Source organism: Pseudomonas sp. MPC6 (genome assembly GCF_006094435.1).
GTDB lineage: Bacteria > Pseudomonadota > Gammaproteobacteria > Pseudomonadales > Pseudomonadaceae > Aquipseudomonas.
This window is the reverse complement of record NZ_CP034783.1, coordinates 5,473,359-5,498,101: the sequence shown is the minus strand read 5'-3', so window position 1 is coordinate 5,498,101 and position 24,743 is coordinate 5,473,359. Positions and strand designations below refer to the sequence as shown.

The 24,743-nt window shown below is 60.4% G+C and carries 24 protein-coding genes; 18 read left to right on the top strand and 6 right to left on the bottom strand.

Annotated features, from left to right (window positions below; all coding sequences use genetic code 11):
- The first annotated feature begins 124 nt into the window (after positions 1 to 124).
- The 8 genes from ELQ88_RS27545 to ELQ88_RS27515 all read left to right on the top strand — a co-directional run bounded on the left by ELQ88_RS27545 (position 125) and on the right by ELQ88_RS27515 (position 8,395).
- A complete protein-coding gene (locus tag ELQ88_RS27545) occupies positions 125 to 1,384 on the top strand; it encodes an AGE family epimerase/isomerase (RefSeq protein WP_128872263.1) in 1,260 nt (419 codons plus the stop codon).
- A gap of 116 nt (positions 1,385 to 1,500) precedes the next feature.
- Complete coding sequence (locus ELQ88_RS27540; protein ID WP_128872262.1) at positions 1,501 to 2,808, top strand: ABC transporter substrate-binding protein; 1,308 nt, start codon at positions 1,501 to 1,503, stop codon at positions 2,806 to 2,808.
- A gap of 156 nt (positions 2,809 to 2,964) precedes the next feature.
- Positions 2,965 to 3,873: a sugar ABC transporter permease gene (locus ELQ88_RS27535; RefSeq protein WP_084319029.1), complete on the top strand. Its 909-nt coding sequence runs from the start codon at positions 2,965 to 2,967 to the stop codon at positions 3,871 to 3,873.
- Positions 3,866 to 4,711 (top strand): carbohydrate ABC transporter permease, encoded by an 846-nt coding sequence (locus ELQ88_RS27530; RefSeq protein WP_138968908.1) that lies wholly within the window; start codon positions 3,866 to 3,868, stop codon positions 4,709 to 4,711. Before ELQ88_RS27535 ends, ELQ88_RS27530 begins: the two co-directional genes overlap by 8 nt.
- Before the next feature lie 3 nt (positions 4,712 to 4,714).
- Positions 4,715 to 5,875, top strand: a complete 1,161-nt coding sequence (locus ELQ88_RS27525; RefSeq protein WP_128872260.1) for an ABC transporter ATP-binding protein — start codon at positions 4,715 to 4,717, stop codon at positions 5,873 to 5,875.
- Between the two features lie 23 nt (positions 5,876 to 5,898).
- The gene (locus tag ELQ88_RS34205; RefSeq protein ID WP_161599989.1) at positions 5,899 to 6,054 is read left to right on the top strand and encodes a hypothetical protein; all 156 of its coding nucleotides are present in this window, start codon (positions 5,899 to 5,901) and stop codon (positions 6,052 to 6,054) included.
- Positions 6,055 to 6,078: 24 nt separating this feature from the next.
- Positions 6,079 to 7,425 carry a carbohydrate porin gene (locus ELQ88_RS27520; protein WP_138968907.1) on the top strand — a complete coding sequence of 449 codons (1,347 nt, stop codon included), beginning with the start codon at positions 6,079 to 6,081 and terminating at the stop codon, positions 7,423 to 7,425.
- Between the two features lie 115 nt (positions 7,426 to 7,540).
- Positions 7,541 to 8,395 carry a D-hexose-6-phosphate mutarotase gene (locus ELQ88_RS27515; protein ID WP_128872258.1) on the top strand — a complete coding sequence of 285 codons (855 nt, stop codon included), beginning with the start codon at positions 7,541 to 7,543 and terminating at the stop codon, positions 8,393 to 8,395.
- A gap of 149 nt (positions 8,396 to 8,544) precedes the next feature.
- On the opposite strand, the gene ELQ88_RS27510 is transcribed toward ELQ88_RS27515, so the two are convergent.
- Complete coding sequence (locus ELQ88_RS27510; protein ID WP_178084775.1) at positions 8,545 to 9,405, bottom strand: MurR/RpiR family transcriptional regulator; 861 nt, start codon at positions 9,403 to 9,405, stop codon at positions 8,545 to 8,547.
- A gap of 239 nt (positions 9,406 to 9,644) precedes the next feature.
- Here ELQ88_RS27510 and zwf point away from each other — a divergent pair, with 239 nt between their 5' ends.
- The 3 genes from zwf to ELQ88_RS27495 are packed head-to-tail and all read left to right on the top strand — an operon-like array spanning position 9,645 to position 12,497.
- Positions 9,645 to 11,114, top strand: a complete 1,470-nt coding sequence (gene zwf / locus ELQ88_RS27505; protein WP_138968906.1) for a glucose-6-phosphate dehydrogenase — start codon at positions 9,645 to 9,647, stop codon at positions 11,112 to 11,114.
- Positions 11,101 to 11,814 (top strand): 6-phosphogluconolactonase, encoded by a 714-nt coding sequence (gene pgl / locus ELQ88_RS27500; protein WP_128869359.1) that lies wholly within the window; start codon positions 11,101 to 11,103, stop codon positions 11,812 to 11,814. Before zwf ends, pgl begins: the two co-directional genes overlap by 14 nt.
- A gap of 17 nt (positions 11,815 to 11,831) precedes the next feature.
- The gene (locus ELQ88_RS27495) at positions 11,832 to 12,497 is read left to right on the top strand and encodes a bifunctional 4-hydroxy-2-oxoglutarate aldolase/2-dehydro-3-deoxy-phosphogluconate aldolase (RefSeq protein WP_128869358.1); all 666 of its coding nucleotides are present in this window, start codon (positions 11,832 to 11,834) and stop codon (positions 12,495 to 12,497) included.
- 214 nt (positions 12,498 to 12,711) lie between these two features.
- On the opposite strand, the gene ELQ88_RS27490 is transcribed toward ELQ88_RS27495, so the two are convergent.
- Positions 12,712 to 13,893 (bottom strand): aminotransferase class V-fold PLP-dependent enzyme, encoded by a 1,182-nt coding sequence (locus ELQ88_RS27490; RefSeq protein ID WP_138968905.1) that lies wholly within the window; start codon positions 13,891 to 13,893, stop codon positions 12,712 to 12,714.
- Between the two features lie 35 nt (positions 13,894 to 13,928).
- The gene (locus ELQ88_RS27485) at positions 13,929 to 14,165 is read right to left on the bottom strand and encodes a DUF3820 family protein (RefSeq protein WP_128870220.1); all 237 of its coding nucleotides are present in this window, start codon (positions 14,163 to 14,165) and stop codon (positions 13,929 to 13,931) included.
- 203 nt (positions 14,166 to 14,368) lie between these two features.
- On the opposite strand from ELQ88_RS27485, the gene ELQ88_RS27480 reads away from it, so the two are divergent.
- The 4 genes from ELQ88_RS27480 to ELQ88_RS27465 all read left to right on the top strand — a co-directional run bounded on the left by ELQ88_RS27480 (position 14,369) and on the right by ELQ88_RS27465 (position 18,047).
- Positions 14,369 to 14,836 carry a PA2169 family four-helix-bundle protein gene (locus ELQ88_RS27480; protein WP_128870219.1) on the top strand — a complete coding sequence of 156 codons (468 nt, stop codon included), beginning with the start codon at positions 14,369 to 14,371 and terminating at the stop codon, positions 14,834 to 14,836.
- 158 nt (positions 14,837 to 14,994) lie between these two features.
- Positions 14,995 to 16,983, top strand: coding sequence for an FUSC family protein (locus tag ELQ88_RS27475; RefSeq protein WP_128870218.1), 1,989 nt, complete (start codon positions 14,995 to 14,997; stop codon positions 16,981 to 16,983).
- Positions 16,970 to 17,176, top strand: coding sequence for a DUF1656 domain-containing protein (locus tag ELQ88_RS27470; protein ID WP_128870217.1), 207 nt, complete (start codon positions 16,970 to 16,972; stop codon positions 17,174 to 17,176). The genes ELQ88_RS27475 and ELQ88_RS27470 overlap by 14 nt, the downstream gene beginning before the upstream one ends.
- Positions 17,177 to 17,186: 10 nt before the next feature.
- Positions 17,187 to 18,047 (top strand): HlyD family secretion protein, encoded by an 861-nt coding sequence (locus ELQ88_RS27465; protein WP_138968904.1) that lies wholly within the window; start codon positions 17,187 to 17,189, stop codon positions 18,045 to 18,047.
- Between the two features lie 128 nt (positions 18,048 to 18,175).
- On the opposite strand, the gene ELQ88_RS27460 is transcribed toward ELQ88_RS27465, so the two are convergent.
- Entirely contained in the window at positions 18,176 to 18,646 is a 471-nt protein-coding gene (locus ELQ88_RS27460) for a MaoC family dehydratase (protein WP_138968903.1), read from the bottom strand.
- A 41-nt stretch (positions 18,647 to 18,687) separates the two neighbouring features.
- Positions 18,688 to 19,632, bottom strand: coding sequence for an alpha/beta hydrolase (locus ELQ88_RS27455; protein ID WP_128870214.1), 945 nt, complete (start codon positions 19,630 to 19,632; stop codon positions 18,688 to 18,690).
- Positions 19,633 to 19,885: 253 nt separating this feature from the next.
- Between ELQ88_RS27455 and fadD2 the strand changes: the two genes are divergently transcribed.
- Together fadD2 and fadD1 are read left to right on the top strand one after the other, a co-directional pair.
- The gene (gene fadD2 / locus ELQ88_RS27450) at positions 19,886 to 21,574 is read left to right on the top strand and encodes a long-chain-fatty-acid--CoA ligase FadD2 (RefSeq protein ID WP_138968902.1); all 1,689 of its coding nucleotides are present in this window, start codon (positions 19,886 to 19,888) and stop codon (positions 21,572 to 21,574) included.
- 408 nt (positions 21,575 to 21,982) lie between these two features.
- Positions 21,983 to 23,683 (top strand): long-chain-fatty-acid--CoA ligase FadD1, encoded by a 1,701-nt coding sequence (fadD1, locus tag ELQ88_RS27440; protein WP_138968901.1) that lies wholly within the window; start codon positions 21,983 to 21,985, stop codon positions 23,681 to 23,683.
- 171 nt (positions 23,684 to 23,854) lie between these two features.
- Here fadD1 and ELQ88_RS27435 read toward each other — a convergent pair whose 3' ends face one another.
- The gene (locus ELQ88_RS27435; RefSeq protein WP_128870211.1) at positions 23,855 to 24,232 is read right to left on the bottom strand and encodes a hypothetical protein; all 378 of its coding nucleotides are present in this window, start codon (positions 24,230 to 24,232) and stop codon (positions 23,855 to 23,857) included.
- 199 nt (positions 24,233 to 24,431) lie between these two features.
- Here ELQ88_RS27435 and ELQ88_RS27430 point away from each other — a divergent pair, with 199 nt between their 5' ends.
- Positions 24,432 to 24,623, top strand: coding sequence for a CsbD family protein (locus tag ELQ88_RS27430; RefSeq protein WP_128870210.1), 192 nt, complete (start codon positions 24,432 to 24,434; stop codon positions 24,621 to 24,623).
- The last annotated feature ends 120 nt before the right edge of the window (positions 24,624 to 24,743 follow it).

The following is a 24,743-nucleotide window of genomic DNA, read 5'->3' as shown; positions in this document are numbered from 1 at the left end:
TCAATCAACTCATTCTCAGGAGAAATGTCACAAAACGGTGACATAACCCACCCCCTTCGTTACAAGCCCGCCACCGCCCGTTGTTTAGACTGCCCCCAGTCATAACAACAAAAAAAGGCACCCCATGGACACCTTCCAACCCGCCTTCAGCAGTTGGCTCAACGCACCGGCCCATCAGCAATGGCTCGCCGCCGAAGGCCTGCGCCTGCTGGCGTTCGCCAAGGCCGCAACGCTCGCCGAAGGCTTCGGCAACCTCGATGAAAAGGGTCGCCTGCCGGCCAACGCCCAAGCCGAAACCATGAACACCGCGCGCATGACCCACAGTTTCGCCATGGCCCACATCCAGGGCCTGCCGGGTTTTGCCGAGCTGGTGGATCACGGGGTCAAAGCCCTCAGCGGTCCGCTGCGCGATGCTGAACACGGTGGCTGGTTCGCCACCCCGGAACACCGCGACGGCAACACCGGCAAAGCCGCCTACCTGCATGCTTTCGTCGCACTGGCCGCGAGTTCTGCGGTAGTCGCCCAACGGCCCGGCGCCCGAGCGTTACTCATTAATGCGATCGACATCATCGACACGCATTTCTGGAGCGAGGAGGAGGGCGCGGTGCGCGAATCCTTCAACCGCGACTTCAGCTGCGAGGAAGCCTATCGCGGCGCCAACAGCAACATGCACGCCACCGAAGCCTTCCTCGCGCTGGCCGACGTCACCCGGGACAACCGCTGGCTGGTCCGCGCCCAGCGCATCGTCGAGCGCGTTATCCATACGCACGCCGCCGCCAACGACTACCTGGTGGTCGAGCATTTCGACCGCGACTGGCAGCCGCTGCGCGAATACAACCACGCCAATCCGGCCGACGGTTTCCGCCCCTACGGCACCACGCCCGGCCACGGTTTCGAATGGGCGCGGCTGTTGCTGCACCTTGAAGCGGCGCGGGTCCGGGCCGGGATGCCGGCGCCAGGCTGGCTCGCCACGGATGCGCAAAAACTGTTCGAGCACAATTGTCGTCAAGGGTGGAGCGTCGACGGTGCGCCGGGCATCGTCTACACCCTCGACTGGGACAATCGCCCCGTGGTTCGTCATCGCCTGCACTGGACCCATTGCGAAGCCAGCGCCGCCGCCAGCGCTCTGCTCAAGCGCACGGGCGAGGAATACTACGAACACTGGTACCGAGTGTTCTGGGAGTTTTGTGACAGTCATTTCATCGACCGCCGAGACGGCAGCTGGTATCACGAGCTCGATCCGCAAAATCGCCCGAGCGCCGATATCTGGGCCGGCAAACCCGACCTGTATCACGCCTGGCAAGCCGTGTTGATCCCGCGCCTGCCGCTGGCGCCCAGCATGGCCACGGCGCTGGGGCAGTTGGCCCAGAGCGTTCCTGTGTAACCATGTGGTGACATTCGAGCGTCCCTTCGTTACCTGCGAAGGGATGACTCCTGTTTAAAATCCATGCAGCGCAAGCACCAGACTTGCATGCATAACAACAAGAAAGGTACTTCTAGATGAATGCGATTTCTCGCCTCGCTACTGTCATTTCTCTTGCCTCGCTGCTTCCCCTTTCTGCATTCCCGCTGAGTGCCCTTGCCGCTGACGCCAAAGGTTCGGTGGAAGTCGTTCACTGGTGGACCTCCGGTGGTGAAAAGGCAGCGGTCGATGTGCTCAAGGCTCAAGTCGAAAAAGACGGCTTCACCTGGAAGGACGGCGCAGTCGCCGGTGGTGGCGGTTCCACGGCCATGACCGTCCTCAAGAGCCGCGCCGTTGCCGGTAACCCGCCGGGCGTCGCCCAGATCAAGGGGCCGGACATCCAGGAGTGGGGCAGCACTGGCCTGCTCAGCACCGATGCGCTGAAAGACGTTGCCAAAGCGGAGAACTGGGACAGCCTGCTGATCAAGAAAGTCTCCGACACCGTGAAATACGACGGCGACTACGTGGCTGTGCCGGTGAACATCCACCGCGTCAACTGGCTGTGGATCAACCCGCAAGTGTTCAAGAAAGCCGGAATCGAAAAAGCGCCGACCACCCTCGAAGAGTTCTACGCCGCCGGCGACAAGCTGAAAGCCGCAGGCTTCATCGCGCTCGCCCACGGTGGTCAGCCTTGGCAGGACAGCACCGTATTCGAAGACGTGGTGCTCTCGGTCATGGGCGCCGATGGTTACAAGAAAGCCCTGGTCGACCTGGATCAGAAAACCCTCTCGGGTGCCGAGATGACCAAGGCCTTCGCCGAGCTGAAAAAAATCACCGGCTACATGGACCCGAACCGTGCCGGTCGTGACTGGAACATCGCCGCCGCCGATGTCATCAACGGCAAGGCCGGCATGCAGATGATGGGCGACTGGGCCAAGAGCGAATGGACCGCCGCCAACAAAGTCGCGGGCAAGGACTACCAATGCGTGCCGTTCCCGGGCACCGAAAAAGCCTTCACCTACAACATCGACTCGCTGGCCGTATTCAAGCTCAAGGCTGACCGCAAAGGCGACATCGCCGCCCAGCAAGACCTGGCCAAGGTCGCTCTGGGTAAAGACTTCCAGAAAGTCTTCAGCATCAACAAAGGCTCGATCCCGGTGCGCACCGACATGCTCAACGACATGAGTGGCCTGGGCTTCGATGCTTGCGCGCAAACCGCGGCCAAGGACTTCCTGGCGGACGAGAAGACCGGCGGCCTGCAACCGAGCATGGCGCACAACATGGCCACTTCCCTGGCCGTGCAGGGCGCGATCTTCGACGTGGTCACCAACTTCATGAACGACAAGAACGCTGACCCGGCCAAGGCCAGCGCGCAACTGGCATCGGCTGTCAAGGCCGCCCAGTAATCCCTGACTCTGAGTGACCCCCTGTAGGAGCTGGCTTGCCAGCGAAGACGGTGTATCAGCCAATACATGTATCGACTGACCCACCGCTTTCGCTGGCAAGCCAGCTCCTACAGGGGACCGCACTCCGATCCTCACTTCTCCACCTGGATTATCCCGATGAGCTCTGTGGCGGTTTTCAGCAAAGCCTCACCGTTCGATGCGCTGCAACGCTGGTTACCCAAGTTGGTACTCGCGCCGAGCATGCTGATCGTATTGGTTGGCTTCTACGGTTACATCATCTGGACATTCGTTCTGTCCTTCACCAACTCCAGCTTCATGCCGAGCTACAAGTGGGTCGGCCTGCAGCAATACATGCGCCTGATGGACAACGATCGCTGGTGGGTCGCGAGCAAGAACCTCGCGCTCTTCGGCGGCATGTTCATCGGCATCAGCCTGGTGCTGGGGGTGTTCCTCGCCGTGCTGCTGGATCAGCGCATTCGCAAGGAAGGCTTCATCCGCACCGTTTACCTGTACCCGATGGCGCTGTCGATGATCGTCACCGGTACCGCGTGGAAATGGCTGCTCAACCCGGGCCTGGGCCTGGACAAGATGCTGCGTGACTGGGGCTGGGAAGGCTTCCGTCTCGACTGGCTGGTGGATCAGGATCGCGTGGTCTATTGCCTGGTGATTGCTGCCGTGTGGCAAGCCTCGGGGTTTGTGATGGCGATGTTCCTCGCCGGCCTGCGCGGAGTCGATCAATCGATCATCCGTGCCGCGCAAGTCGACGGTGCGAGCCTGCCGACCATCTACCTGAAGATCGTGTTGCCGAGCCTGCGGCCAGTGTTCTTCAGCGCCTTCATGATCCTCGCGCACATTGCGATCAAGAGCTTCGACCTGGTGGCGGCGATGACCGCGGGCGGTCCCGGCTACTCCTCCGACCTGCCCGCGATGTTCATGTACTCCTTCACCTTCAGCCGTGGCCAGATGGGCATCGGTTCGGCCAGCGCCATGCTGATGCTCGGTGCCGTACTGACCATCCTCGTGCCGTACCTGTACTCCGAGCTGCGAGGCAAGCGCCATGACTAATCAACTCGGCAAACCGGCGCTCAGCTTCAGCCGAGTCGCGATCTACGCCACCTTGTTGCTGGCGGCGGCGGTGTATTTGATTCCGCTGATCGTGATGCTGCTGACCAGCTTCAAATCGCCGGAAGACATCCGCACCGGCAACCTGTTGAGCTGGCCGACCGTGATCGATGGCATCGGCTGGATCAAGGCCTGGGACGTGGTCGGCGGCTACTTCTGGAACTCGGTGAAAATCACCGTGCCGGCGGTTTTGATCTCGACCTTTATCGGTGCAATGAACGGCTACGTGCTGTCGATGTGGCGCTTCCGCGGTTCGCAACTGTTCTTCGGTCTGTTGTTGTTCGGCTGCTTCCTGCCGTTCCAGACCGTGCTGTTGCCGGCCTCGTTCACCCTCGGCAAGTTCGGCCTGGCCAATACCACCACCGGTCTGGTGCTGGTGCACGTGGTCTACGGCCTGGCGTTCACCACGCTGTTCTTCCGCAACTACTACGTGAGCATTCCGGATGCGCTGGTCAAGGCTGCACGCCTGGATGGCGCGGGCTTCTTCACGATTTTCTGGAAGATCCTGCTGCCGATGTCGATCCCGATCGTGATGGTCTGCCTGATCTGGCAGTTCACCCAGATCTGGAATGACTTCCTGTTCGGCGTGGTCTTCGCCAGTGGCGACGCCCAGCCGATTACCGTGGCCCTGAACAACCTGGTCAACACCAGCACCGGGGCCAAGGAATACAACGTTGATATGGCCGCCGCGATGATCGCCGGGCTGCCGACACTGCTGGTCTACATATTCGCTGGCAAGTATTTCCTGCGTGGGCTGACGTCCGGCGCGGTCAAGGGGTAGAACATGGCAACTCTCGAATTACGCAACGTTAACAAGACCTACGGCGCCGGTTTGCCGGACACCCTGAAAAACATCGAACTGAAGATCGATGACGGTGAGTTCCTGATCCTGGTCGGTCCCTCGGGCTGCGGTAAATCCACGCTGATGAACTGCATCGCCGGCCTGGAAAACATCAGCGGCGGGGCGATTCTGGTGGACGACGCCGACATCAGCGGCATGAGCCCCAAGGATCGTGACATCGCCATGGTGTTCCAGTCCTACGCGCTGTACCCGACGATGAGCGTGCGCGACAACATCGCCTTCGGCCTGAAGATTCGCAAAATGCCCGCCGCCGAAATCGACGCAGAAGTCGCTCGTGTCGCCAAACTGTTGCAGATCGAACATTTGCTCAGCCGCAAGCCCGGCCAGCTCTCCGGTGGGCAGCAACAGCGGGTGGCGATGGGCCGTGCCCTGGCGCGGCGGCCGAAGATTTACCTGTTCGACGAACCGCTGTCCAACCTCGATGCCAAGCTGCGGGTCGAGATGCGCACTGAAATGAAACTGATGCACCAGCGCCTGAAGACCACCACGGTCTACGTGACCCACGACCAGATCGAAGCCATGACCCTGGGCGACAAGGTGGCGGTGATGAAGGACGGAATCATTCAGCAGTTCGGCACGCCGAAAGACATCTACAACAACCCGGCCAACCTGTTCGTGGCGAGCTTCATCGGCTCGCCGCCGATGAACTTCATCCCCCTGCGTTTGCAGCGCAAGGAAGGTCGCCTGGTGGCGCTGCTCGACAGCGGCCAGGCGCGCTGTGAATTGCCGTTGGGCATGCAGGACGCCGGGCTCGAAGACCGCGAAGTGATCCTCGGCATGCGCCCGGAACAGATCGTGCTGGCGGGCAGCGAAGCGAATGGCTTACCGACCATCCGCGCCGAAGTCCAGGTCACCGAACCGACCGGTCCCGACACCCTGGTGTTCGTCAATCTCAACGGCACCAAGGTCTGCTGCCGCCTGGCGCCGGACGTTGCACCGGCCGTGGGCGAGACCCTGACCTTGCAGTTCGATCCGTCGAAAGTGCTGTTGTTCGATGGGGCGACCGGGGAGCGGTTGGGGGTGGCCGGTGTGCCGAAAACCGAGGCCCACGCTGCCAACGTAGCGCAATTCAAAGGCCGCTGAAGATCAACACTGTAGGAGCGAGCTTGCTCGCGATGGACGCCAACGATTACGCGTTTTTTCTGGATAAATGCGTCGCCCTTGAGACCATCGCGAGCAAGCTCGCTCCTACAGGGGGATATGCGCTGAGCAGCCTGTCGCTCTCCGTAACCGATGTCACCGCGTTAAATAAAAACAGTTAATAACAATAAAACGAGGATGTAGGGATGAAGAAGAACAACAACGCTCAGCTTATCTGCCAGTTATCAGCGATTGCGGCAATGACGCTGGCCGGCAGTGTGCACGCGGCTGACGCGTTCAGCGCCGATTCCGAATGGATGACCGGTGATTGGGGTGGCGAGCGGACCCGGCTGATCGAGCAGGGTATCGACATCAAGATGGACTACGTCGGCGAAGTGGGTGGCAACCTCCACGGCGGCTACAACGACGACAAGACGGCGCGTTACGCCGACCAGTTCGGCCTGGGCGTGGCGTTGGACCTGCAAAAGCTGTGGGGCTGGGATAACACCCAGGCCAAGATCCAGCTCACCAACCGTAACGGTGAGAACATCTCCAATGACCGTGTCGGCGACCCGCGTGCTGGCACCTTGAGTTCCTCCCAGGAAGTCTACGGCCGTGGCCACATGGTTCGCCTGACCCAACTGTGGATCAAGCACCAGTTCCTCGACGGTAAACTGGACGTCAAGGCCGGTTACTTCGGCGAAGGCGAAGACTTCAACACCTTCCCCTGCGAGTTCCAGAACCTGGCGTTCTGCGGCTCCCAAGTGGGCAACTGGGCGACCAATATCTGGTACAACTGGCCGGTCAGCCAGGCCGCGGTCCGCGTGAAGTACAACATCTCGCCCGAGTTCTATGCGCAGATCGGCGCGTACAACCAGAACCCCTCGCAACTGGAGCACGGTAACGGCTTCAAGCTCAGCGGCAGTGGCACCAAGGGCACGGTATTGCCGGTGGAACTGGTCTGGTTGCCTAACCCTGGCAACCTGCCGGGCGAATACCGTGTCGGTTACTACAAAAGCACGGCCAAGGCCGATGACGTTCGCGAAGACGACAACGGTGATGATGCGGCCACCAGCGGCAACGCCTACCGCAGCCACAGCAGCAAGTCCGGCTACTGGTTCGTGGCGCAGCAACAACTCACCAGCCACAACGGTGACGCGTCCCGCGGCCTGAACATCGCCGCCAACGCCACGTTCCACGACAAGGACACCAACATCGTCGACAACTACCAGTCGCTGATGTTTGTGTACAAGGGCCCGTTCGATGCACGTCCAAAAGATGACATGGGGATCGGTTTCGCCCGTATCCATGTCAACGATGACGTGAAGAAAAACGCCGAGTTGGTCAACGCGTCCAATGGTGTCAGCGACTACCAGGATCCGCTGTTCTCGCCGCTGCGCAACACCGAGTACAACTACGAGGTCAACTACGGCTTCCACGTGACCAACTGGCTGACCGTCCGCCCCAACCTGCAGTACATCACTCACCCGGGCGGTGTGAATGAAGTTGATGACGCGCTGGTGGCCGGCTTGAAAATTCAGTCGGTGTTCTAACGTTGTTGCGATAAGCTCCTCTCCATGTGCGCATTTTTGCGGACGGCCAAGGCTGTCCGCTTTTTTTTGGGGCGGCGCAACCCGCAGAACAAGATGATTTTCAGGATCGCGGCACATGCATGAGCATCCGCTACAACGCTTCTTCAAATCCTTGCGCGAACGTCCGGTGTTCGCGTGGGAGCGCTATCAGATGCGCGATGTGCTGGTGATCGATCATCCGCTGTGTCAGGCGGTGTTCAGTCGGCAGGGCGCGCAGTTGTTGCACTTTCAGCCCCGGGACCAGAAACCCTGGCTGTGGTGCGCAGCCAAATGGCCGCATGTCGGGGCGATTCGTGGCGGGGTGCCGGTGTGCTGGCCCTGGTATGGGCGCCATCCGAGCGAAAACGCCTGGCCGTCCCATGGCTGGGCCCGGCTGCTCGACTGGAAGCTGCTGGACAGTAGCAGTGACGACGCTGGCGTGCATCTGCACTGGCAACTGCAGTTATGTGACTGGCAAGTGGACCTGCATGCGCACCTGGGCGAACGCATGGAATTGCGCCTGTGCACCGAGCATCAGGACAGCCTGCCGTGCCAGTTGAGCCAGGCGTTGCACGCGTATTGGCGTATTGGCGACGTCGGTGAGGTAGCGCTGTCTGGGCTCGAGGGTGCGCACGGCTATGACCACTTGAACCGCCAGGTTTGCCAGCAGGAAGGCGAGTTGCGAGTCGAGGGCGGCTGTCAGCGGGTGTTTCAGCAGGAAGGGGAATTGCAGCTCAACGACCACGCCTGGCAGCGGGCGTTGTGCATCGACACCGGCGACGATGCGGACACGGTGGTCTGGCACCCCGGGTCACGGCCGTTGCTGGGGGTGAGCTGGAATGAGATCGGCGAGTTTGTCTGCGTGGAAGCGGCGAGCGGCGGGACCGATAGCCTGAGCCTGGCGCCGGGGCAGAAAGCGCATTTGAGTTTGCAGGCGCGGGTTGGGGTTTAGGCCAAAATCTTTAGCGCCTGGACTGGCCCCTTCGCTGGCAAGCCAGCTCCTACAGTGTCCGCGTCGAGTACAAAATTTGCGACCGCCGCTCAACCTGTAGGAGCTGGCTTGCCAGCGAAGAGGCCCTGACAGGCAATGAAGATGCCGGCCTAGTTAAACTCATCCCCAATCGGATACCGACTGGCATTCAGGCTTTCTTTGATCTTGCGCAAGTGCGGCTGGAAATCCACGCCCCGGCGCAAGGTCATGCCGGTGGCGAGCACGTCCAGCACAGTCAGCTGAATGATCCGCGACGTCATCGGCATATAGATGTCGGTGTCTTCCGGCAGCGGAATGTTCAGGCTCAAGGTGCTGGCCTTGGCCAATGGCGACCCTTCAGCGGTCAGGCCCAGCACCGAAGCGCCGTTTTCCCTGGCCAGGCGCGCCACTTCCACCAGTTCACGGGTGCGGCCGGTGTAGGAAATGATCACGAACAATTCGCCGGTGTGGGCGACCGAAGCAATCATGCGCTGCATCAGCACGTCCGCATGGGCGGTGACGGCCAGGTTGAAGCGGAAGAACTTGTGCTGCGCGTCCAGCGCCACCGGAGCCGAAGCGCCAAGGCCGAAGAAGTGGATCTGCCGGGCCTGGATCAACAGGTCGACGGCGCGGCTGATCAGGTTCGGATCCAGCGCCTGCAAGGCACTGTCCAACGAGGCGATGGCGCTGCCGAAAATCTTCTTGGTATACGCTTCCGGGTTGTCGTCGGCCTCGACCGCACGGCTGACATACGCCGCGCCACTGGCCAGGCTTTGGGCCAGCTGCAGTTTAAGTTCGGGGTAACCGCTGACGCCGAACGAACGGCAGAAGCGGTTGACCGTCGGCTCGCTGACCTTCGAGGCCTGGGCGAGGGCGGCGATGCTGAACCGGGTGGCCTGCTGTGGGTTGAGCAGGATCACTTCGGCTACTTTGCGTTCAGCCTTGTTCAGGTCTTCAAGGCGATTCTGGATCTGCTCCAGTAAATTTCGCACGCGGTCCATATTGTTTCCTTAGCTCCGCAAACAAGAGAGCAATGCAAATTAGGGCCCCGGCTATGCAATTTGGGACTTTGATCGGGCCCGTCACGGTGGCCTATCCTACTGGTGGCTCCGATCGACCACCACTCGGATTGTCTATTTCGGTAAAATGTTGTGTTTATTACTACATTTTCCCTTGAATCATGCCTTGAAAAAAGGTATTTGTAGCTTAACTTGATAAAAGAACAAACATCATGCCTTCGATAACGGTTGAACCGTGCACCTTTGCCTTGTTCGGCGCCCTCGGCGATCTGGCCCTGCGCAAGCTGTTTCCTGCCCTCTACCAACTGGATGGCGCAGGCCTGCTTCATGAGGATACGCGCATCATCGCGCTGGCCCGTGAACCTGGCAGCGAGCAGCAGCACCTGGCGTTCATCGCCTCCGAGCTGCGCCGATACGTCAGCGACAAAGAGCTGGACGGCGCAGTGGTTGAACGCTTCCTGGCCCGCCTGAGCTACCTGCACGTCGATTTCCTCAAGGCTGACGACTACGTCGCCCTGGCCGAAATGGCCGGCAGCGCCCAGCGCGTGATTGCCTACTTCGCGACCCCGGCCGCGGTTTACGGCGCGATCTGCGAGAACCTGTCGAAGGTCGGCCTGACTGAAAACACCCGCGTGGTCCTGGAAAAACCCATCGGTTCGGACCTTGAGTCCTCGCGCAAGGTCAACGACGCCGTGGCGCAGTTCTTCCCGGAGAACCGCACCTATCGCATCGACCACTACCTGGGCAAGGAAACCGTACAGAACCTGATCGCCCTGCGTTTTGCCAACAGCCTGTTCGAAACCCAGTGGAACCAGAACTACATCTCCCACGTGGAAATCACCGTGGCCGAGAAAGTCGGGATCGAAGGCCGCTGGGGTTACTTCGACAAGGCCGGTCAGCTGCGGGACATGATCCAGAATCACCTGCTGCAACTGCTCTGCCTGATCGCCATGGACCCGCCGGCCGACCTGTCCGCCGACAGCATCCGTGACGAGAAAGTCAAAGTGCTCAAGGCGCTGGCGCCGATCAGCCCGGAAGGCCTGACCACTCAGGTCGTGCGCGGCCAATACATTGCCGGCTACAGCGAAGGCAAGCCGGTGCCGGGCTACCTCGAAGAACCGAATTCCAACACCCAGAGCGACACCGAAACCTTCGTCGCCCTGCGGGCCGACATCCGCAACTGGCGTTGGGCCGGGGTGCCGTTCTACCTGCGAACCGGCAAGCGCATGCCGCAGAAGCTGTCGCAGATCGTCATCCACTTCAAGGAACCGTCGCACTACATCTTCGCCCCCGAGCAGCGCCTGCAGATCAGCAACAAGCTGATCATCCGCCTGCAACCGGACGAAGGCATTTCCTTGCGCGTGATGACCAAAGAACAAGGCCTGGACAAGGGCATGCAGCTGCGCAGCGGTCCGTTGCAGCTGAATTTTTCCGATACCTATCGCAGCGCACGGATTCCCGATGCCTACGAGCGGTTGTTGCTGGAAGTGATGCGCGGCAATCAGAACCTGTTTGTCCGTAAAGATGAAATCGAAGCCGCGTGGAAGTGGTGTGACCAGTTGATCGCCGGGTGGAAAAAATCCGGTGATGCGCCCAAGCCGTACGCGGCCGGGTCCTGGGGACCGATGAGCTCCATTGCACTGATCACGCGGGATGGGAGGTCGTGGTATGGCGATATCTGAATTGAAACTGCCTCAGGGCGTCAGCGCCCGTGAGTTCAAGAGCCCGGTGTTGCTGGCCGAAGGGCTGGCGCTGAACGTGGCCAAGCAACTGAGTGACGCGATCGATGCCACCGGTACCGCAACGCTGGTGGTGTCCGGTGGCCGCAGCCCGGTGGCGTTTTTCCAGCACTTGGCCAAGCAGACGCTGGACTGGTCCAAGGTTGTCGTCACCCTGGCCGACGAGCGCTGGGTACCGGTTGAACACGCCGACAGCAATGCCGGTCTGCTCAAGCGTTACCTGTTGCAAGGTCCGGCGGCCAAGGCGCAGTTCCTGAGTCTGTACAGCGCCACGGCCAACCTTGAACTGGCGGCCGAGCAGGCGGATCGCTTGCTCGCGGAATTGCCGCCGATCGACGTGCTGATACTCGGCATGGGCGACGACGGTCACACCGCCTCGCTGTTCCCCAACAGTCCGAACCTGAGCGATGCCTTGAAAGCCGACGGCACACGTCGTTGCTACCCGATGCTGGCGCCGACCGTGCCGCATCAACGCCTGACCATGAGTCGCGCGCTGCTGGCTTCGGCGAAGAACACGGTTTTATCGATTTCCGGTCAGTCCAAGCTGACCACCCTGAGTGCCGCATTGGCCGGTGACGATGTCGCCGCCATGCCGGTTCGCGCGTTTCTGCAACCTACGTTAGAGATTTACTGGTGCCCATGAGCCAAGGATCAGCCGCTATGACAAACACATCCCCCACCGTTTCCATGGCGGACAAAGTTGCCCTGATCGACAGCCTCTGCGCCAAGGCGCGGATCCTGCCGGTGATTACCATCGCTCGCGAACAGGACATCCTGCCGCTGGCCGACGCCCTCGCGGCCGGAGGCCTGACCGCCCTGGAAGTGACCCTGCGTTCGCAGTTCGGCCTCAAGGCTATCCAGATTCTGCGCGAGCAGCGTCCGGAGCTGGTGACCGGTGCCGGTACCGTGCTCGATCGCAGCATGCTGGCGGCTGCCGAAGCCGCGGGTTCGCAGTTCATCGTCACGCCGGGCATCACCCGTGATCTGCTCGAAGCCAGCGTCGACAGCCCGATTCCGCTGCTGCCAGGCATCAGCAATGCCTCGGGCATCATGGAAGGTTATGGCCTGGGCTACCGCCGCTTCAAGCTGTTCCCGGCGGAAGTCAGCGGCGGCGTGGCAGCCATCAAGGCCTTGGGCGGCCCGTTCGGCGAAGTGAAATTCTGCCCGACCGGTGGCGTCAGCCCGGCCAACATCAAAAGCTACATGGCGTTGAAAAACGTCATGTGCGTGGGCGGTAGCTGGATGCTTGATCCCGAGTGGATCAAGAACGGCGACTGGGCCCGCATTCAGGAATGCACCGCCGAGGCACTGGCGCTGCTGGACTGATTGGCTATACCCGACACTTCGTTGTGTGTTCTACGGCTTTACGGTGCGCTTGGTCGGTGCACCGTTTTTTTTTTGCCCGCAAAAAACCCTTGTAGGAGCCGGCTTGCCGGCGAAGGTCGTCAACGATAATGCGTGTTTAATGGCTAATCCACGGCGACCATGACAACGCCTTCGCCGGCAAGCCGGCTCCTACAGGGGGCGGTATCGTGTGACGTCAGCGCAGTTCGGTCAGCGCCCGGATCAACAGATCAATGTCTGCAGCGGTGGTGGTGAGGCCCGGCGTGATGCGAATGCACGGACCGCTCGCGGCCCCGCTGCGCGCGATGGTGAACAGGTTGTAGTCCTTGAGCATCCGCTCGGCCATCGCCTGTTGATCGGCATGCCGGGTAAAGCGCAGGGACGTGATGCCGCAATACAGGCGCGGGTCATCCGGCGTCATGACGTCGATGCCCGACAGTTCGCGTACCGCGCGGACCCAGCGGTTGCGCAGGTAATTGAGGCGTGCGCCCTTGGCGGCGGCACCGCCCATGGCCCGGTGCTCCTCGAACACCAGTGGCAGGGTCAGCAGCGCCGGGACGTTGGGCGTGCTATGGGGCGTGCGGGCGCGAATGTCGGTGGCCGGGAAATGCATTTCGCCCATGTCCGGGTCGATGTCGGCCAGGCGCTCGGGGCTGATGTAGATAAAACCGAGGGTCAGCGGCGCGCCGATCCATTTGTGCAGGTTGTAACCCGCGAAGGCGATGCCCAGGTCGTCGAGATCGAACTCGATCTGGCCCAGGGCATGGGCACCGTCGAGGATGACATCGACCGCGTACTCCCTGGCCGCTGCGGCAATCGCCTTCACTGGCATCACCAGGCCAGTGCGATGGGTGACGTGGGTCAGGGCCATCAGTTTGAGGCGCGGATAACGCACGAAGGCGTCGCGGTAGGCAGCCAGCACACTGTCGAAACTGGCAGGGTGGCCGTGTTCAATCTCGATCACCTCGACGCCGCGATGGCGTGCCAGCCAACGCATGGCGCCTTTGACCGTGTCGTATTCCAGATCGCAGATCAGTACCTGGTCGCCCGGCTTGAGGCGGTTGTAGTTGCGGATCAACGATTGCAAGCCGTCCGAAGCGTTGCGGGTGAGGGCGACGGAGTCTGCGGGTACGCCGACCAGCCCGGCCACTTGCGCACGGATTTCCAGGCTTTCGTGCTGATCGAAACGCTGGCGCACGTGCACCGAGTTGCTGCGGTTGATGAGTTCGATATTGCGCTGATACTCCTCGACCACCGTGCGCGACATGCGCCCGAAGTAACCGTTCTCCAGATTGACCGGGCCGTGTTCGACAGCGTAGCGGTCGGCAAACGTCAGCCAGAAGGCTTCATCACGGGCGCGGCGGGTGTTATCGGGCATGGGCTACTCAATCAGGGGCAGGTGAGCGGTTGGTTTCAGTGCCGGGGGGCAGGTTTGCCATGTTTGGCGCGAAGCGGTTCGAGCAGCTCCGACAGGCCGTTGTGATCGATTTCCTGCATCAGGGCCAGCAAGCCGCCCAGTTCACCGTGGGGGAAACCTTCCCGGGCGAACCAGTTCAGGTATTGGCCGGGCAGGTCGGCAATGATTCGACCCTTGTATTTGCCGAAGGGCATTTCTCGGGTTACCAGCAGTTCGAGCTTTTCAGGATTCATCTATCGGCCGTCAGGATTCAGTCAGTCTGGAAAATACAGGCATTCTGCATGCAGGCCAAATGACAGATCATGCAAAAAACTCGGACACAGATTTTACGATTAAACATAACTATCTGAAATATAAGAAATAATTAATCAATTCAAAGCTGGCATGCAGGGTGCAATAGCTATTGCATCTTTCATCAACCCGCGAGGAATTGAAAATGACCGACATGAATAAAGAAGCCATCTCTGTACTCAACGACCTGATTGAAACCAGCAAGGACGGTCAGGAAGGGTTCAAGACGTGCGCTGAAGACATCAAGAATCCGGAACTGAAATCGCTGTTCGTGCAGCGTTCCGCCGACTGTGCTACCGCGGCTTCCGAACTGCAAGCCGCCGTGCGTTCGATGGGCGGTGATCCGGAAACCTCCACCAGTGTCAGCGGTGACCTGCACCGTCGCTGGGTCGACGTGAAGTCCATGTTCACCGGCAAGGATGAAGAAGCCGTGCTGAACGAAGCCGAGCGCGGTGAAGACCATGCGCTGAAGGCTTACAAAGAAGCCCTGGAAAAAATCAACAAGCACAACCTGGTGGGTATTCGTGACCTGGTTGAACGTCAGTACCATGGCGTGCAACGCAATCACGATCAGGTGAAAGCCCTGCGCAACCAGGCTCGCGCGCGCTCGTAAGCGCCCATAGCCTGTCAAAAGCGCCAGCCAGTCTGGCGTTTTTTTGTGTCTGGTATTTAGCGCTGGACGGGGTATAGATAGCTAGCTAATAATTTGTTTTTCAAGTTACCCCACCGATCACGTCTATCGTTAAATCGTTCCTTCCAAGAGTGTTTTTAGTGCCTATCACTTTGCAGGCTTTGTTTGCGCCTGACCGCCGCGCCCTACAATTCGCGATCAAGACCTTGCTCGGTGGCGGCCTGGCCCTGTGGCTGGCATTGCGCTGGGGACTGGAGCAACCGGCCTGGGCGCTGATGACCGCCTTCATCGTCGCCCAACCCTTGTCCGGGATGGTGGTGCAGAAGGGGCTGGCGCGTCTGCTGGGCACCCTGGTCGGGACGATCATGTCGGTGGTGTTCATGGGGTTGTTTGCCCAGACGCCCTGGCTGTTTCTTTTGGCCTTGGCGTTGTGGCTCGGTCTGTGTACGGCCAGTTCGACGATGTTGCGCAGTGCCTGGTCCTATTCATTTGTACTGGCCGGTTATACGGTGGCGATCATCGCCTTGCCGGCCATTGCCCATCCGCTGACGGTGTTTGACCAAGCCGTGGCTCGCTGTACGGAAATCTGCCTGGGCATTCTGTGCGCCACCGCCACCAGTGCGCTGCTATGGCCGATGCGGGTGGAACAGCAGCTGACGGATCAGGCGCGGGCGGCGTGGCAGAGCGGGATGAATGCCGCTCGAGCCACCCTGGCCGGCGACGGCCAGGCGCGCAAAGGCCTGCTGGAGATCCTCGGCAGGATCGTAGCGGTGGATGCCCAGCGCGAACATGCCTGGTTTGAAGGCAGTCTTGGCCGTCAGCGCGCGCGCTCGATCAGTGGCTTGAGCCAGAAGCTGTTGATGTTGCTGCGCATCGCCCGTTCGGTGCGCCGGCAGTGGAAGCAGCTGGAACCGCAAGAGGCCGGGCAACTGATGCCGTGGATGAGCGAAGTCCAGGCGGCGCTCGCCCATGCGGATAATGCCACGCTGCAAGCCTTGCGCCCGAGGTTGCTCGATGCCACCCATGACCCGTTGATCAGTTCTGCGCAAAGTTTCTGCCTGGCTCGTTTTGCCTTGCTGCTCGATACCGCGCTGGCGGCGAGCGCGGCGCTGAAGGCGGTGGAGGAGGGCAAGGAAACGGTCGATCCGCCGCGAACCCTGGCCCCGCATCGTGACCTGTCATTGGCGCTGGTATTCGGCGCCCGCAGCGCCTTGGCGTTTCTGGTAGTGTCATGTTTCTGGCTGGCGACCGCCTGGCCCGCCGCCTCGGGTGCGTTGCTGCTGACCTGTGTGGTGTGCAGCCTGTTTGCCAGCCGCGAAAACGGCGCGCAGATCGGCATGAGTTTCATGCGCGGGATTTTCCTGGCCATTCCGGCGGCGTTTTGCGTCGGGCAGATTCTGCTGCCGCAATGGAGCAGCTTTGCCATGCTCTGTCTCGGGATGGGCGTGCCGTTATTCTTCGGTGCGCTGGGCATGGCCAAACCGCAGATTGGTGCCACGGCGACCTCGTTCTGCCTGCACTTCATTGTGCTTATCTCGCCGCTCAACGCGATGAAGTTCGATGTCGCGACGTTCTTCAACAGTGCCCAGGCCATGGTGATCGGTGTCGGCGCGGCGGTGCTGGCTTTCCGGCTATTGATCCTGCGCAATCCGACGTGGCATGGCCGCCGTCTGCTGGTGGCGACGCTTCACGATCTGGTCCGCCTGACCCGGCGCAATCTGCGCGGGGCCGAAAGCTGGTTCGGTGGACGCATGGCCGATCGTTTGCTGCAACTGGCGCGACACTATCCCGAATTGCCGGAACCGGCGCGCAGCCGCTGGGATGACGGGCTGCTGGGGCTGGACATCGGCGACGAACTGCTGCATTTGCGCTTGAGCCTGGCGGTGGCGCAGGCACCGGTCAGTGCGGCGCAACGGCGCTACCTCGATCAATTGGAAAAAGTCCTCGAGCAAGGCCCGGCTGGCAGTCGCGCCGATGTGCTGGAACAACCCAGCGCAGAATTCTTGAACACCTTGTACGCGTTGCCCCCCAGCGATGCGGTGAAATTGGCCCAGGGCGCAGTGCTGCAGTTGCAGAACAGCTGGCGTGCCTGGTGCCGTCAACAGGAGGAAAGTAATGGGCTTGCGTGAGTGGTCGATGGGGGGTGTGCTACTCAGCCCGTTTCTGATTTATGTGCTGCTGGCGCTGCTGGTGACCGGCGGCTTGCGCCTGTTGTTGCGCCTGACGCCGGTCGGCCGCTGGATCTGGCACGAAGCATTATTCGATTGCGCCTTGTACGTCTGTGTATTGACCCTGATCACCGTCGTCCTCGGACCTTTATAAGGAGTTGAACATGCGTACATCCGTACGTGTAGCCGTCACCCTGTGCCTGGTGGTGGTGGCGATCTTTGCCGGTTTCCATTTGTGGCAGTACTACATGTTGACGCCCTGGACCCGCGACGCGCGGATCCGCGCCGACGTGGTGGTCATCGCCCCCGACGTGTCGGGCTGGGTGCGTGAACTCAAGGCGTTCGACAATCAGCAGGTCAAGGCCGGCGATCTGTTGCTGAGCATCGACCGCGACCGCTTCGAAGCCGCGCTGGAGAAAGCGCAAGCGGTGGTCCAGACCCGTCAGCAACAACTCAATCTGCGAGAGCGCGAAGCGAGCCGCCGCGCCAGCCTCGGGCCGCAAGCGATCAGTGCCGAGCTGCGGGAGAATGCGCAAATCAACGCCGGCATCGCCCGTGGCGAACTGCGTGAAGCCCAGGCCGAAGCCAAGGTCGCGCAGCTCAACCTGGACCGCAGCCAGGTCCATGCGCCGCGCAGCGGCCATATCACCAACCTGCGCCTGGCCCAGGGCAACTATGTGAACGCCGGACAACCGGTGATGGCGCTGATCGACGACTCGACGTTTTATGTGCAGGCGTATTTCGAGGAAACCAAACTGCCGCGGATTCGTGTCGGCGACCCGGTGAAGATCTGGTTGATGAGCGCCGGGGAGGCGATGGAGGGGCACGTGGAAAGCATCAGTCGCGGGATTACCGACCGCAACACCACGCCGGATGGGCAGTTGCTGGCGGAGGTGGAGCCGACGTTCAACTGGGTCAGGCTGGCCCAGCGGATTCCGGTGCGGATCAAGCTGGACAAGGTGCCGCAGGGGATCAATATGAGTTCGGGGATGACCGCGAGTGTGCAGGTGCAGGAAGGGCCGTAAGATCAAAAGATCGCAGCCTGCGGCAGCTCCTGCAGGGTTTTGTGTACACCCTTAGCAGCCAGGCTGCCGGCGAAGGCGATCTCAAGGACGCCTTCGCCGGCAAGCCTGGCTCCTACAGACCGGCGATCTCAGCCGATGCTGATTGCCGGCAGGGTCGGCAACGTCACGGTCTGCTGCTTGCGTGGCGCCAGGATCTCCGCCTCGCCGTCCACCACCAGCTCATCGCGCTGGTTGAACACGCGAGTGGCAATCCGCACTCGAAACTTCGGCAGTTTCTCGAGAATCTCCAGGCGTACGGTCAGGGTATCGCCAATCTTCACCGGCTTCTGAAAGCTCATCTTCTGGCCGATATAAATAGTTCCCGGCCCAGGCAGCTCGCAGGCCACGGCCGCGCTGATCAGCGCGCCGCTGAACATGCCGTGGGCGATGCGCTCCTTGAACATGGTGCCGGCGGCGTATTCAGCGTCCAGGTGTACCGGGTTGTGATCGCCGGACATCGCGGCGAACAACTGAATGTCGCGCTCTTCGACCGTCTTGCTGTAGCTGGCGGTCTGGCCGACTTCAAGGGCTTCGTAAGGGGTGTTGGTAACCTGGGTCATCTGCTTCAATTCCTGTGACAAATTAAAAAATCCACAAAAAACTATTCGGATCTGGGTGGCCGTCGATGGCTCAGCGCCTGGGCGATCCAGTTCAGTACATCGGCAATCACTTCATCACGGTTGCTCTCGTTGAACAGTTCATGCCGTGCCTGCGGGTAAATGTTCAGTTGCAGGTTCTGGCTACCGGCGGCGCGCAACGCGTGAGCCAGATCCTTGAGACGCTTGCCTTCACTCACCGGATCACATTCGCCGCCCATCACCAGCAGTGGCAGGCCCGGATCGATCTGGGCGAGATTGGACGCTTTGCTGATTTGCTGCAAGCCGCCAAGCAGATCGATCCAGAACTGGTTGGTGCAGCGAAAGCCGCAAAGCGGGTCGCTGGCGTACTTGTCGACCTCGGCCGGATCGCGACTGAGCCAGTCGAACGGTGTGCGCACCGGTTTGAATTTGTTGTTGAACGAGCCGAATGACAACCATTCGATCAAGGCGCTGCGGCCCTTGGGGCCCTGGCGCAACCGTTCGAGTCGGGCGATCTGGCGGGCCGCTCGATAAAGCGCCACCGGCTGGAAGTTCGAACCGCTGAGGATGGCGCCGTGCAGGCTGGCACTGTGGTGCAGCAGATACGCCTGGGCGATGTAGCTGCCCATGCTGTGACCCAACAAGATGATCGGCACGCCGGGATGGTGTTGACCAATGTGCTGGTTGAGGCTGGCCAGGTCGCCAACCACCTTGCACCAGCCATCGTCGTCGGCGAAATGCCCCAGGGTCCCGTTTTCGGCAGTTTTGCCATGTCCACGCAGGTCCGGTGCATACACGCCGTAGCCCTGCTCACAGCATTTTTCCGCCAGGCGGGCGTAGCGGGCACTGTGTTCCGCCATGCCGTGGGCCAGCAGGATCACTGCGTTCAAAGGCGCAGCAGGCAGCCACTGATTGACGAAGAGGCGGCTGCGGTCACTCGCGGTCAGCCAGAATGTGTCGTGGATCATGGCGATTCCTTTGCGCTGCAGGTGGCATGGGCGTCGCTGCATTGTATAGCGCATCCGTAGCGTGCCGTCTGAACAGCCCACACCACGGGAGGAAGATTCATACAGTCAATGACGGCTATTGGCATATTTGCCTGATTCGTCATAGCTGCTAGTGTCCGTGAAGCTTCGCTTTTCGCTTTTTGTTTTTCGCTGCTGTTTACAGGAAGGACACAAAAGCGCTCCCGGATAGGCTCAGGTAAAGAGGACAAGAACAATGCAACCTGATTTCTGGAATGACAAACGCCCGGCCGGCGTGCCCCTGGACATCGACCTGGGGGTCTATAAGTCGGTGATCGAGGTGTTCGAGCGTTCCTGCAAGAAATTTGCCGACCGCCCGGCCTTCAGCAATATGGGGATCACCCTGACCTACGCCGAACTGGAACGCTACAGCGCAGCGTTCGCCGGTTACCTGCAAGCCCACACCGACCTGGTGCCGGGGGACCGCATCGCGGTGCAGATGCCCAACGTCCTGCATTACCCGATTGCCGTGTTCGGCGCCTTGCGCGCCGGGCTCATCGTGGTCAACACCAACCCGCTGTACACCGCGCGGGAGATGCGTCATCAATTCAAGGACTCCGGCGCCCGGGCGCTGGTGTACCTGAACATGTTCGGGCAGAAGGTCCAGGAAGTGCTGGCCGACACCGACATCCAGTACCTGATCGAAGCGAAGATGGGCGACCTGATGCCCGCCGCCAAGGGCTGGCTGGTCAATACCCTGGTGAGCAAGGTGAAGAAAATGGTCCCGGCCTATTCCTTGCCCCAGGCCGTTTCCTTCAAGAGCGCGCTGCGCCTGGGCCGGGGCCTGGGCATCAAGCCGCTGAATGCCGGTCTGGACGACATCGCCGTGCTGCAATACACCGGCGGCACTACCGGCCTGGCCAAGGGCGCGATGCTGACCCATGGCAACCTGGTCGCCAACATGCAGCAGGCGCGGGCCTGCCTGGGGCAGTTCGGCACCGATGGTCAACCCCTGCTGCGCGAAGGGCAGGAGGTGATGATCGCGCCATTGCCGCTGTACCATATCTATGCCTTTACGGCGAACTGCATGTGCATGATGGTGACCGGCAACCATAACGTACTGATCACCAATCCGCGGGACATCGGCGGCTTCATCAAGGAGTTGAAGAACTGGCGGTTTTCGGCGCTGCTGGGGCTCAACACGCTGTTTGTCGCGCTGATGGACCATCCCGACTTCAAGACCCTGGATTTCTCCAGCCTCAAACTCACCAACTCCGGCGGTACCGCGCTGGTCAAGGCCACCGCCGAGCGCTGGGAGCAGTTGACCGGTTGCCGCATCACCGAAGGTTACGGCCTGACCGAAACCTCGCCGGTGGCCTGCACCAATCCGTACGGCACCCAGTCGCGCATCGGCACGGTCGGCCTGCCGGTGCCGGGTACCACGCTGAAGGTGATCAACGATGAAGGCGTCGAGCAGGCCTTGGGCGAGCGCGGCGAACTGTGTATCAAGGGCCCGCAGATCATGAAGGGTTATTGGCAGAAGCCCGAAGCCACCGCCGAAGTGCTGGATGCCGAAGGCTGGTTCAAGTCGGGTGACATCGCGGTGATCGACCCGGATGGTTTCGTGCGCATCGTCGACCGCAAGAAAGACATGATCATCGTCTCGGGTTTCAACGTGTACCCCAACGAGATCGAGGACGTGATGATGGCCCACCCGAAAGTTGCCAACTGCGCGGTGATCGGCGTGCCGGACGAGCGGTCGGGGGAGGCGGTGAAGCTGTTCGTGGTCGCCCGGGAATCAGGTGTCAGCCTTGAAGAACTCAAGGCCTACTGCAAGGAAAACTTCACGGCGTACAAAGTGCCCAAGCACATTGTGTTGCGTGAGTCGTTGCCGATGACGCCGGTGGGCAAGATCCTGCGGCGGGAGTTGCGGGATATCGCCTGATCATTGAATGGCCGCGCATTGCGCGGGTCGCTGCAGGAGCGAGCTTGCTCGCGAAGGTCGTGAACGATAACGCGTAAAACCAGATGCCCAGCGGTGGTCTCGAGTTTTTCGCGAGCAAGCTCGCTCCTACAGTCTTTGCCTGAAGCCAATATTTACAGGGCTTTCAGCGACTTATAGGTTTTTTGCTCTAAAATGACTGCTTGATGCTCTTGAGTCATTAATGTGACCGTAGAGCCCGCTTTTGGCTCTAGTCGACCCTTGGCAAAGCTGCTACTCTCGGCCCGCTTTGTGACCTCTCGGCCTAAGAAAAAAGCCAGACTCACCAACAAAATAGACACCAAAAACATACACCAATAATAATCGCATCAAATGCGGTGATGAATTCGCGTTGCTGAGGAGTGGGCTTCCATGATCGAAGACTTTTGGAAGGATAAGTACCCTGCCGGGATTGCTGTCGAAATCAATCCAGACGAGTATCCGAATATTCAGGCGGTATTGAAGCGGTCCTGCCAACGCTTTGCCGACAAACCGGCGTTCAGCAACCTGGGCAAGACAATCACCTACGGTGAACTGTACGAACTGTCGGGTGCCTTTGCCGCTTACCTGCAACAGCATACCGACTTGCAGCCTGGCGATCGAATCGCCGTGCAATTGCCCAACCTCCTGCAGTACCCGGTCGCTGTCTTCGGCGCCATCCGCGCCGGGCTGATCGTGGTCAATACCAACCCGCTGTACACCGCGCGGGAGATGGAACACCAATTCAACGACTCCGGTGCCAAGGCCCTGGTCTGCCTGGCCAACATGGCGCACCTGGCCCAGGCCGTCGTGCCGAAAACCGGCGTCAGGCACGTGATCGTCACCGAAGTGGCCGACCTGCTGCCGCCGCTCAAGCGCCTGCTGGTCAACAGCGTCATCAAGTACGTGAAGAAGATGGTCCCGGCGTATCACTTGCCCAAGGCCATCAAGTTCAACGACGTGCTGAGCAAGGGCCACGGCCAGCCAGTGGCTGAAGCCAACCCGGCGAGCAGCGACGTTGCGGTGCTGCAATACACCGGCGGCACCACCGGCATCGCCAAGGGTGCGATGCTGACCCATCGCAACCTGGTGGCGAACATGCTGCAGTGCAAGGCGCTGATGGGGTCCAACCTCAACGAAGGCTGCGAGATCCTGATCACGCCGCTGCCGCTGTACCACATCTATGCCTTCACCTTTCATTGCATGGCGATGATGCTGATCGGCAACCACAACATCCTGATCAGCAACCCGCGCGACCTGACGGCGATGGTCAAGGAACTGTCGAAGTGGAAATTCAGCGGCTTCGTCGGCCTGAACACCCTGTTCGTCGCCCTGTGCAACAACGAAGGCTTCCGCAAGCTGGATTTCTCGGCGCTGAAAATCACCCTGTCGGGCGGCATGGCCCTGCAGCTGGCGGCGGCCGAGCGCTGGAAAGCGGTCACCGGTTGTGCCATCTGCGAAGGGTACGGCATGACCGAAACCAGCCCGGTGGCCACGGTCAATCCGATCCAGAACATCCAGATCGGCACCATCGGCATTCCGGTGCCGTCGACCTTGTGCAAAATCATCGATGACGCTGGCGTTGAACGGCCGTTGGGCGAAATCGGCGAACTGTGCGTGAAGGGGCCGCAGGTCATGAAAGGCTACTGGCAGCGTCAGGAAGCCACCGATGAAATCCTCGACAGCGATGGCTGGTTGAAGACCGGGGACATCGCGGTGATCCAGCCTGATGGCTACATGCGTATCGTCGATCGCAAGAAAGACATGATCCTGGTGTCCGGTTTCAACGTGTACCCGAACGAGCTCGAAGACGTGCTGGCGACCTTGCCGGGTGTGCTGCAATGCGCGGCCATCGGCGTGCCGGACGAGAAGTCGGGCGAGGCGATCAAGATTTTCATCGTCGCCAAGCCGGGCGTGACCCTGACCAAGGAACAGGTGATGGAGCACATGCGCGCCAATGTCACTGGCTACAAGGTTCCACGGTCTGTCGAGTTCCGCGATGCGCTGCCGACCACCAACGTCGGCAAGATCCTGCGTCGCGAGTTGCGCGATGAAGAGCTGAAGAAGCTGGCTGCGAAGAAGGTCAGCGCGTAAAAACAAAAAGCCCCGCAAATGCGGGGTTTTTTTTATCTGGCCGGAAAACTTCAGCGCCTGTCAGGTCGCCTTCGCGAGCAAGCCCGCTCCCACATGTTTGACCGGGTTCCTTCAGTAGGAATGCGGTCACCTGTGGGAGCGGGCTTGCTCGCGAAGCTTTTGTTTTTGCTCTTAGAGGCGGAACTGCGCGAAATTGACGTTGGTGCCCGCCGGGCGCATGTCCTGCAAGTACGAATCCTTGTCTGCACTCAGTTCCAGGCTCAACGCAGCCTTGCGCTTGCCCTGGTTGCGCACCACCAGGCCTTCGAGCTTCTCGCGCAGGAACACCGTCGGCACTTTCAAATGCAACAGTTCGTCGGTATCCGGGGTGTGCATCAGCAGGTGAATCCATTCGTACTGACCGACGGCCAGGCGCGCGACCGGGATATCGAACCACCAGATGTTGCGATTGCGGTTCAATTCGGTGAAGTGGCAGTTGTTGACGCCAAGCACAGCACCGCCGAGTTCCTGGTTTCTGCGGGCAATGGCCTGCTTTTTATCGAGTTTCATAACATTCCTACGGGATTGGATCTTCAGCGCCAAGGCCTGAATACGTTGCGCATTCTCGGGGGTTGATCGGCAAACATAAAGCCCAACCTGCACTGAACGATGAAATGTCGCGGTGAAAATAAATGAAACTCCGCGTAAACGCCTCCGGTCAATCTTTGTGTAACTACTTTCCCGTTCGATTGTTCACAGGAGAAACACCATGGGCAGCACTGGCGATAAAGTAAAAGGCATGGCCAACGAAGCCGCCGGCAACGTCAAGCAAGGCGTCGGCAAGGCCACCGGTAACGACAAAATGCGCGCCGAAGGCGTGGTGCAGGAAAAGAAAGGCGAAGCTCAGCAAGCGGTGGGCAAAGCCAAGGACGCGCTCAAGAAAGGTATCGACAAGGCTTGAATGGGCCTTTGACGATGATCAGGAACGGCCATCTACGGATGGCCGTTTTTGTGTCAGCCTGAACTTGCGCCGGAAAATTGTTTCAAAGTCGCCAATTAGGCTACTTTGATCTAGAAAAAC

Bases quoted from the DNA above. Each gene is read 5' to 3' on its own strand.
- ELQ88_RS27545 (WP_128872263.1), top strand. From the start codon at position 125: ATGGACACCTTCCAACCCGCCTTCAGCAGTTGGCTCAACGCACCGGCC.
- ELQ88_RS27540 (WP_128872262.1), top strand. From the start codon at position 1,501: ATGAATGCGATTTCTCGCCTCGCTACTGTCATTTCTCTTGCCTCGCTG.
- ELQ88_RS27535 (WP_084319029.1), top strand. From the start codon at position 2,965: ATGAGCTCTGTGGCGGTTTTCAGCAAAGCCTCACCGTTCGATGCGCTG.
- ELQ88_RS27530 (WP_138968908.1), top strand. From the start codon at position 3,866: ATGACTAATCAACTCGGCAAACCGGCGCTCAGCTTCAGCCGAGTCGCG.
- ELQ88_RS27525 (WP_128872260.1), top strand. From the start codon at position 4,715: ATGGCAACTCTCGAATTACGCAACGTTAACAAGACCTACGGCGCCGGT.
- ELQ88_RS27520 (WP_138968907.1), top strand. From the start codon at position 6,079: ATGAAGAAGAACAACAACGCTCAGCTTATCTGCCAGTTATCAGCGATT.
- ELQ88_RS27515 (WP_128872258.1), top strand. From the start codon at position 7,541: ATGCATGAGCATCCGCTACAACGCTTCTTCAAATCCTTGCGCGAACGT.
- zwf (WP_138968906.1), top strand. From the start codon at position 9,645: ATGCCTTCGATAACGGTTGAACCGTGCACCTTTGCCTTGTTCGGCGCC.
- pgl (WP_128869359.1), top strand. From the start codon at position 11,101: ATGGCGATATCTGAATTGAAACTGCCTCAGGGCGTCAGCGCCCGTGAG.
- ELQ88_RS27495 (WP_128869358.1), top strand. From the start codon at position 11,832: ATGACAAACACATCCCCCACCGTTTCCATGGCGGACAAAGTTGCCCTG.
- ELQ88_RS27490 (WP_138968905.1), bottom strand. From the start codon at position 13,893: ATGCCCGATAACACCCGCCGCGCCCGTGATGAAGCCTTCTGGCTGACG.
- ELQ88_RS27485 (WP_128870220.1), bottom strand. From the start codon at position 14,165: ATGAATCCTGAAAAGCTCGAACTGCTGGTAACCCGAGAAATGCCCTTC.
- ELQ88_RS27480 (WP_128870219.1), top strand. From the start codon at position 14,369: ATGACCGACATGAATAAAGAAGCCATCTCTGTACTCAACGACCTGATT.
- ELQ88_RS27470 (WP_128870217.1), top strand. From the start codon at position 16,970: ATGGGCTTGCGTGAGTGGTCGATGGGGGGTGTGCTACTCAGCCCGTTT.
- ELQ88_RS27465 (WP_138968904.1), top strand. From the start codon at position 17,187: ATGCGTACATCCGTACGTGTAGCCGTCACCCTGTGCCTGGTGGTGGTG.
- ELQ88_RS27460 (WP_138968903.1), bottom strand. From the start codon at position 18,646: ATGACCCAGGTTACCAACACCCCTTACGAAGCCCTTGAAGTCGGCCAG.
- ELQ88_RS27455 (WP_128870214.1), bottom strand. From the start codon at position 19,632: ATGATCCACGACACATTCTGGCTGACCGCGAGTGACCGCAGCCGCCTC.
- fadD2 (WP_138968902.1), top strand. From the start codon at position 19,886: ATGCAACCTGATTTCTGGAATGACAAACGCCCGGCCGGCGTGCCCCTG.
- fadD1 (WP_138968901.1), top strand. From the start codon at position 21,983: ATGATCGAAGACTTTTGGAAGGATAAGTACCCTGCCGGGATTGCTGTC.
- ELQ88_RS27435 (WP_128870211.1), bottom strand. From the start codon at position 24,232: ATGAAACTCGATAAAAAGCAGGCCATTGCCCGCAGAAACCAGGAACTC.
- ELQ88_RS27430 (WP_128870210.1), top strand. From the start codon at position 24,432: ATGGGCAGCACTGGCGATAAAGTAAAAGGCATGGCCAACGAAGCCGCC.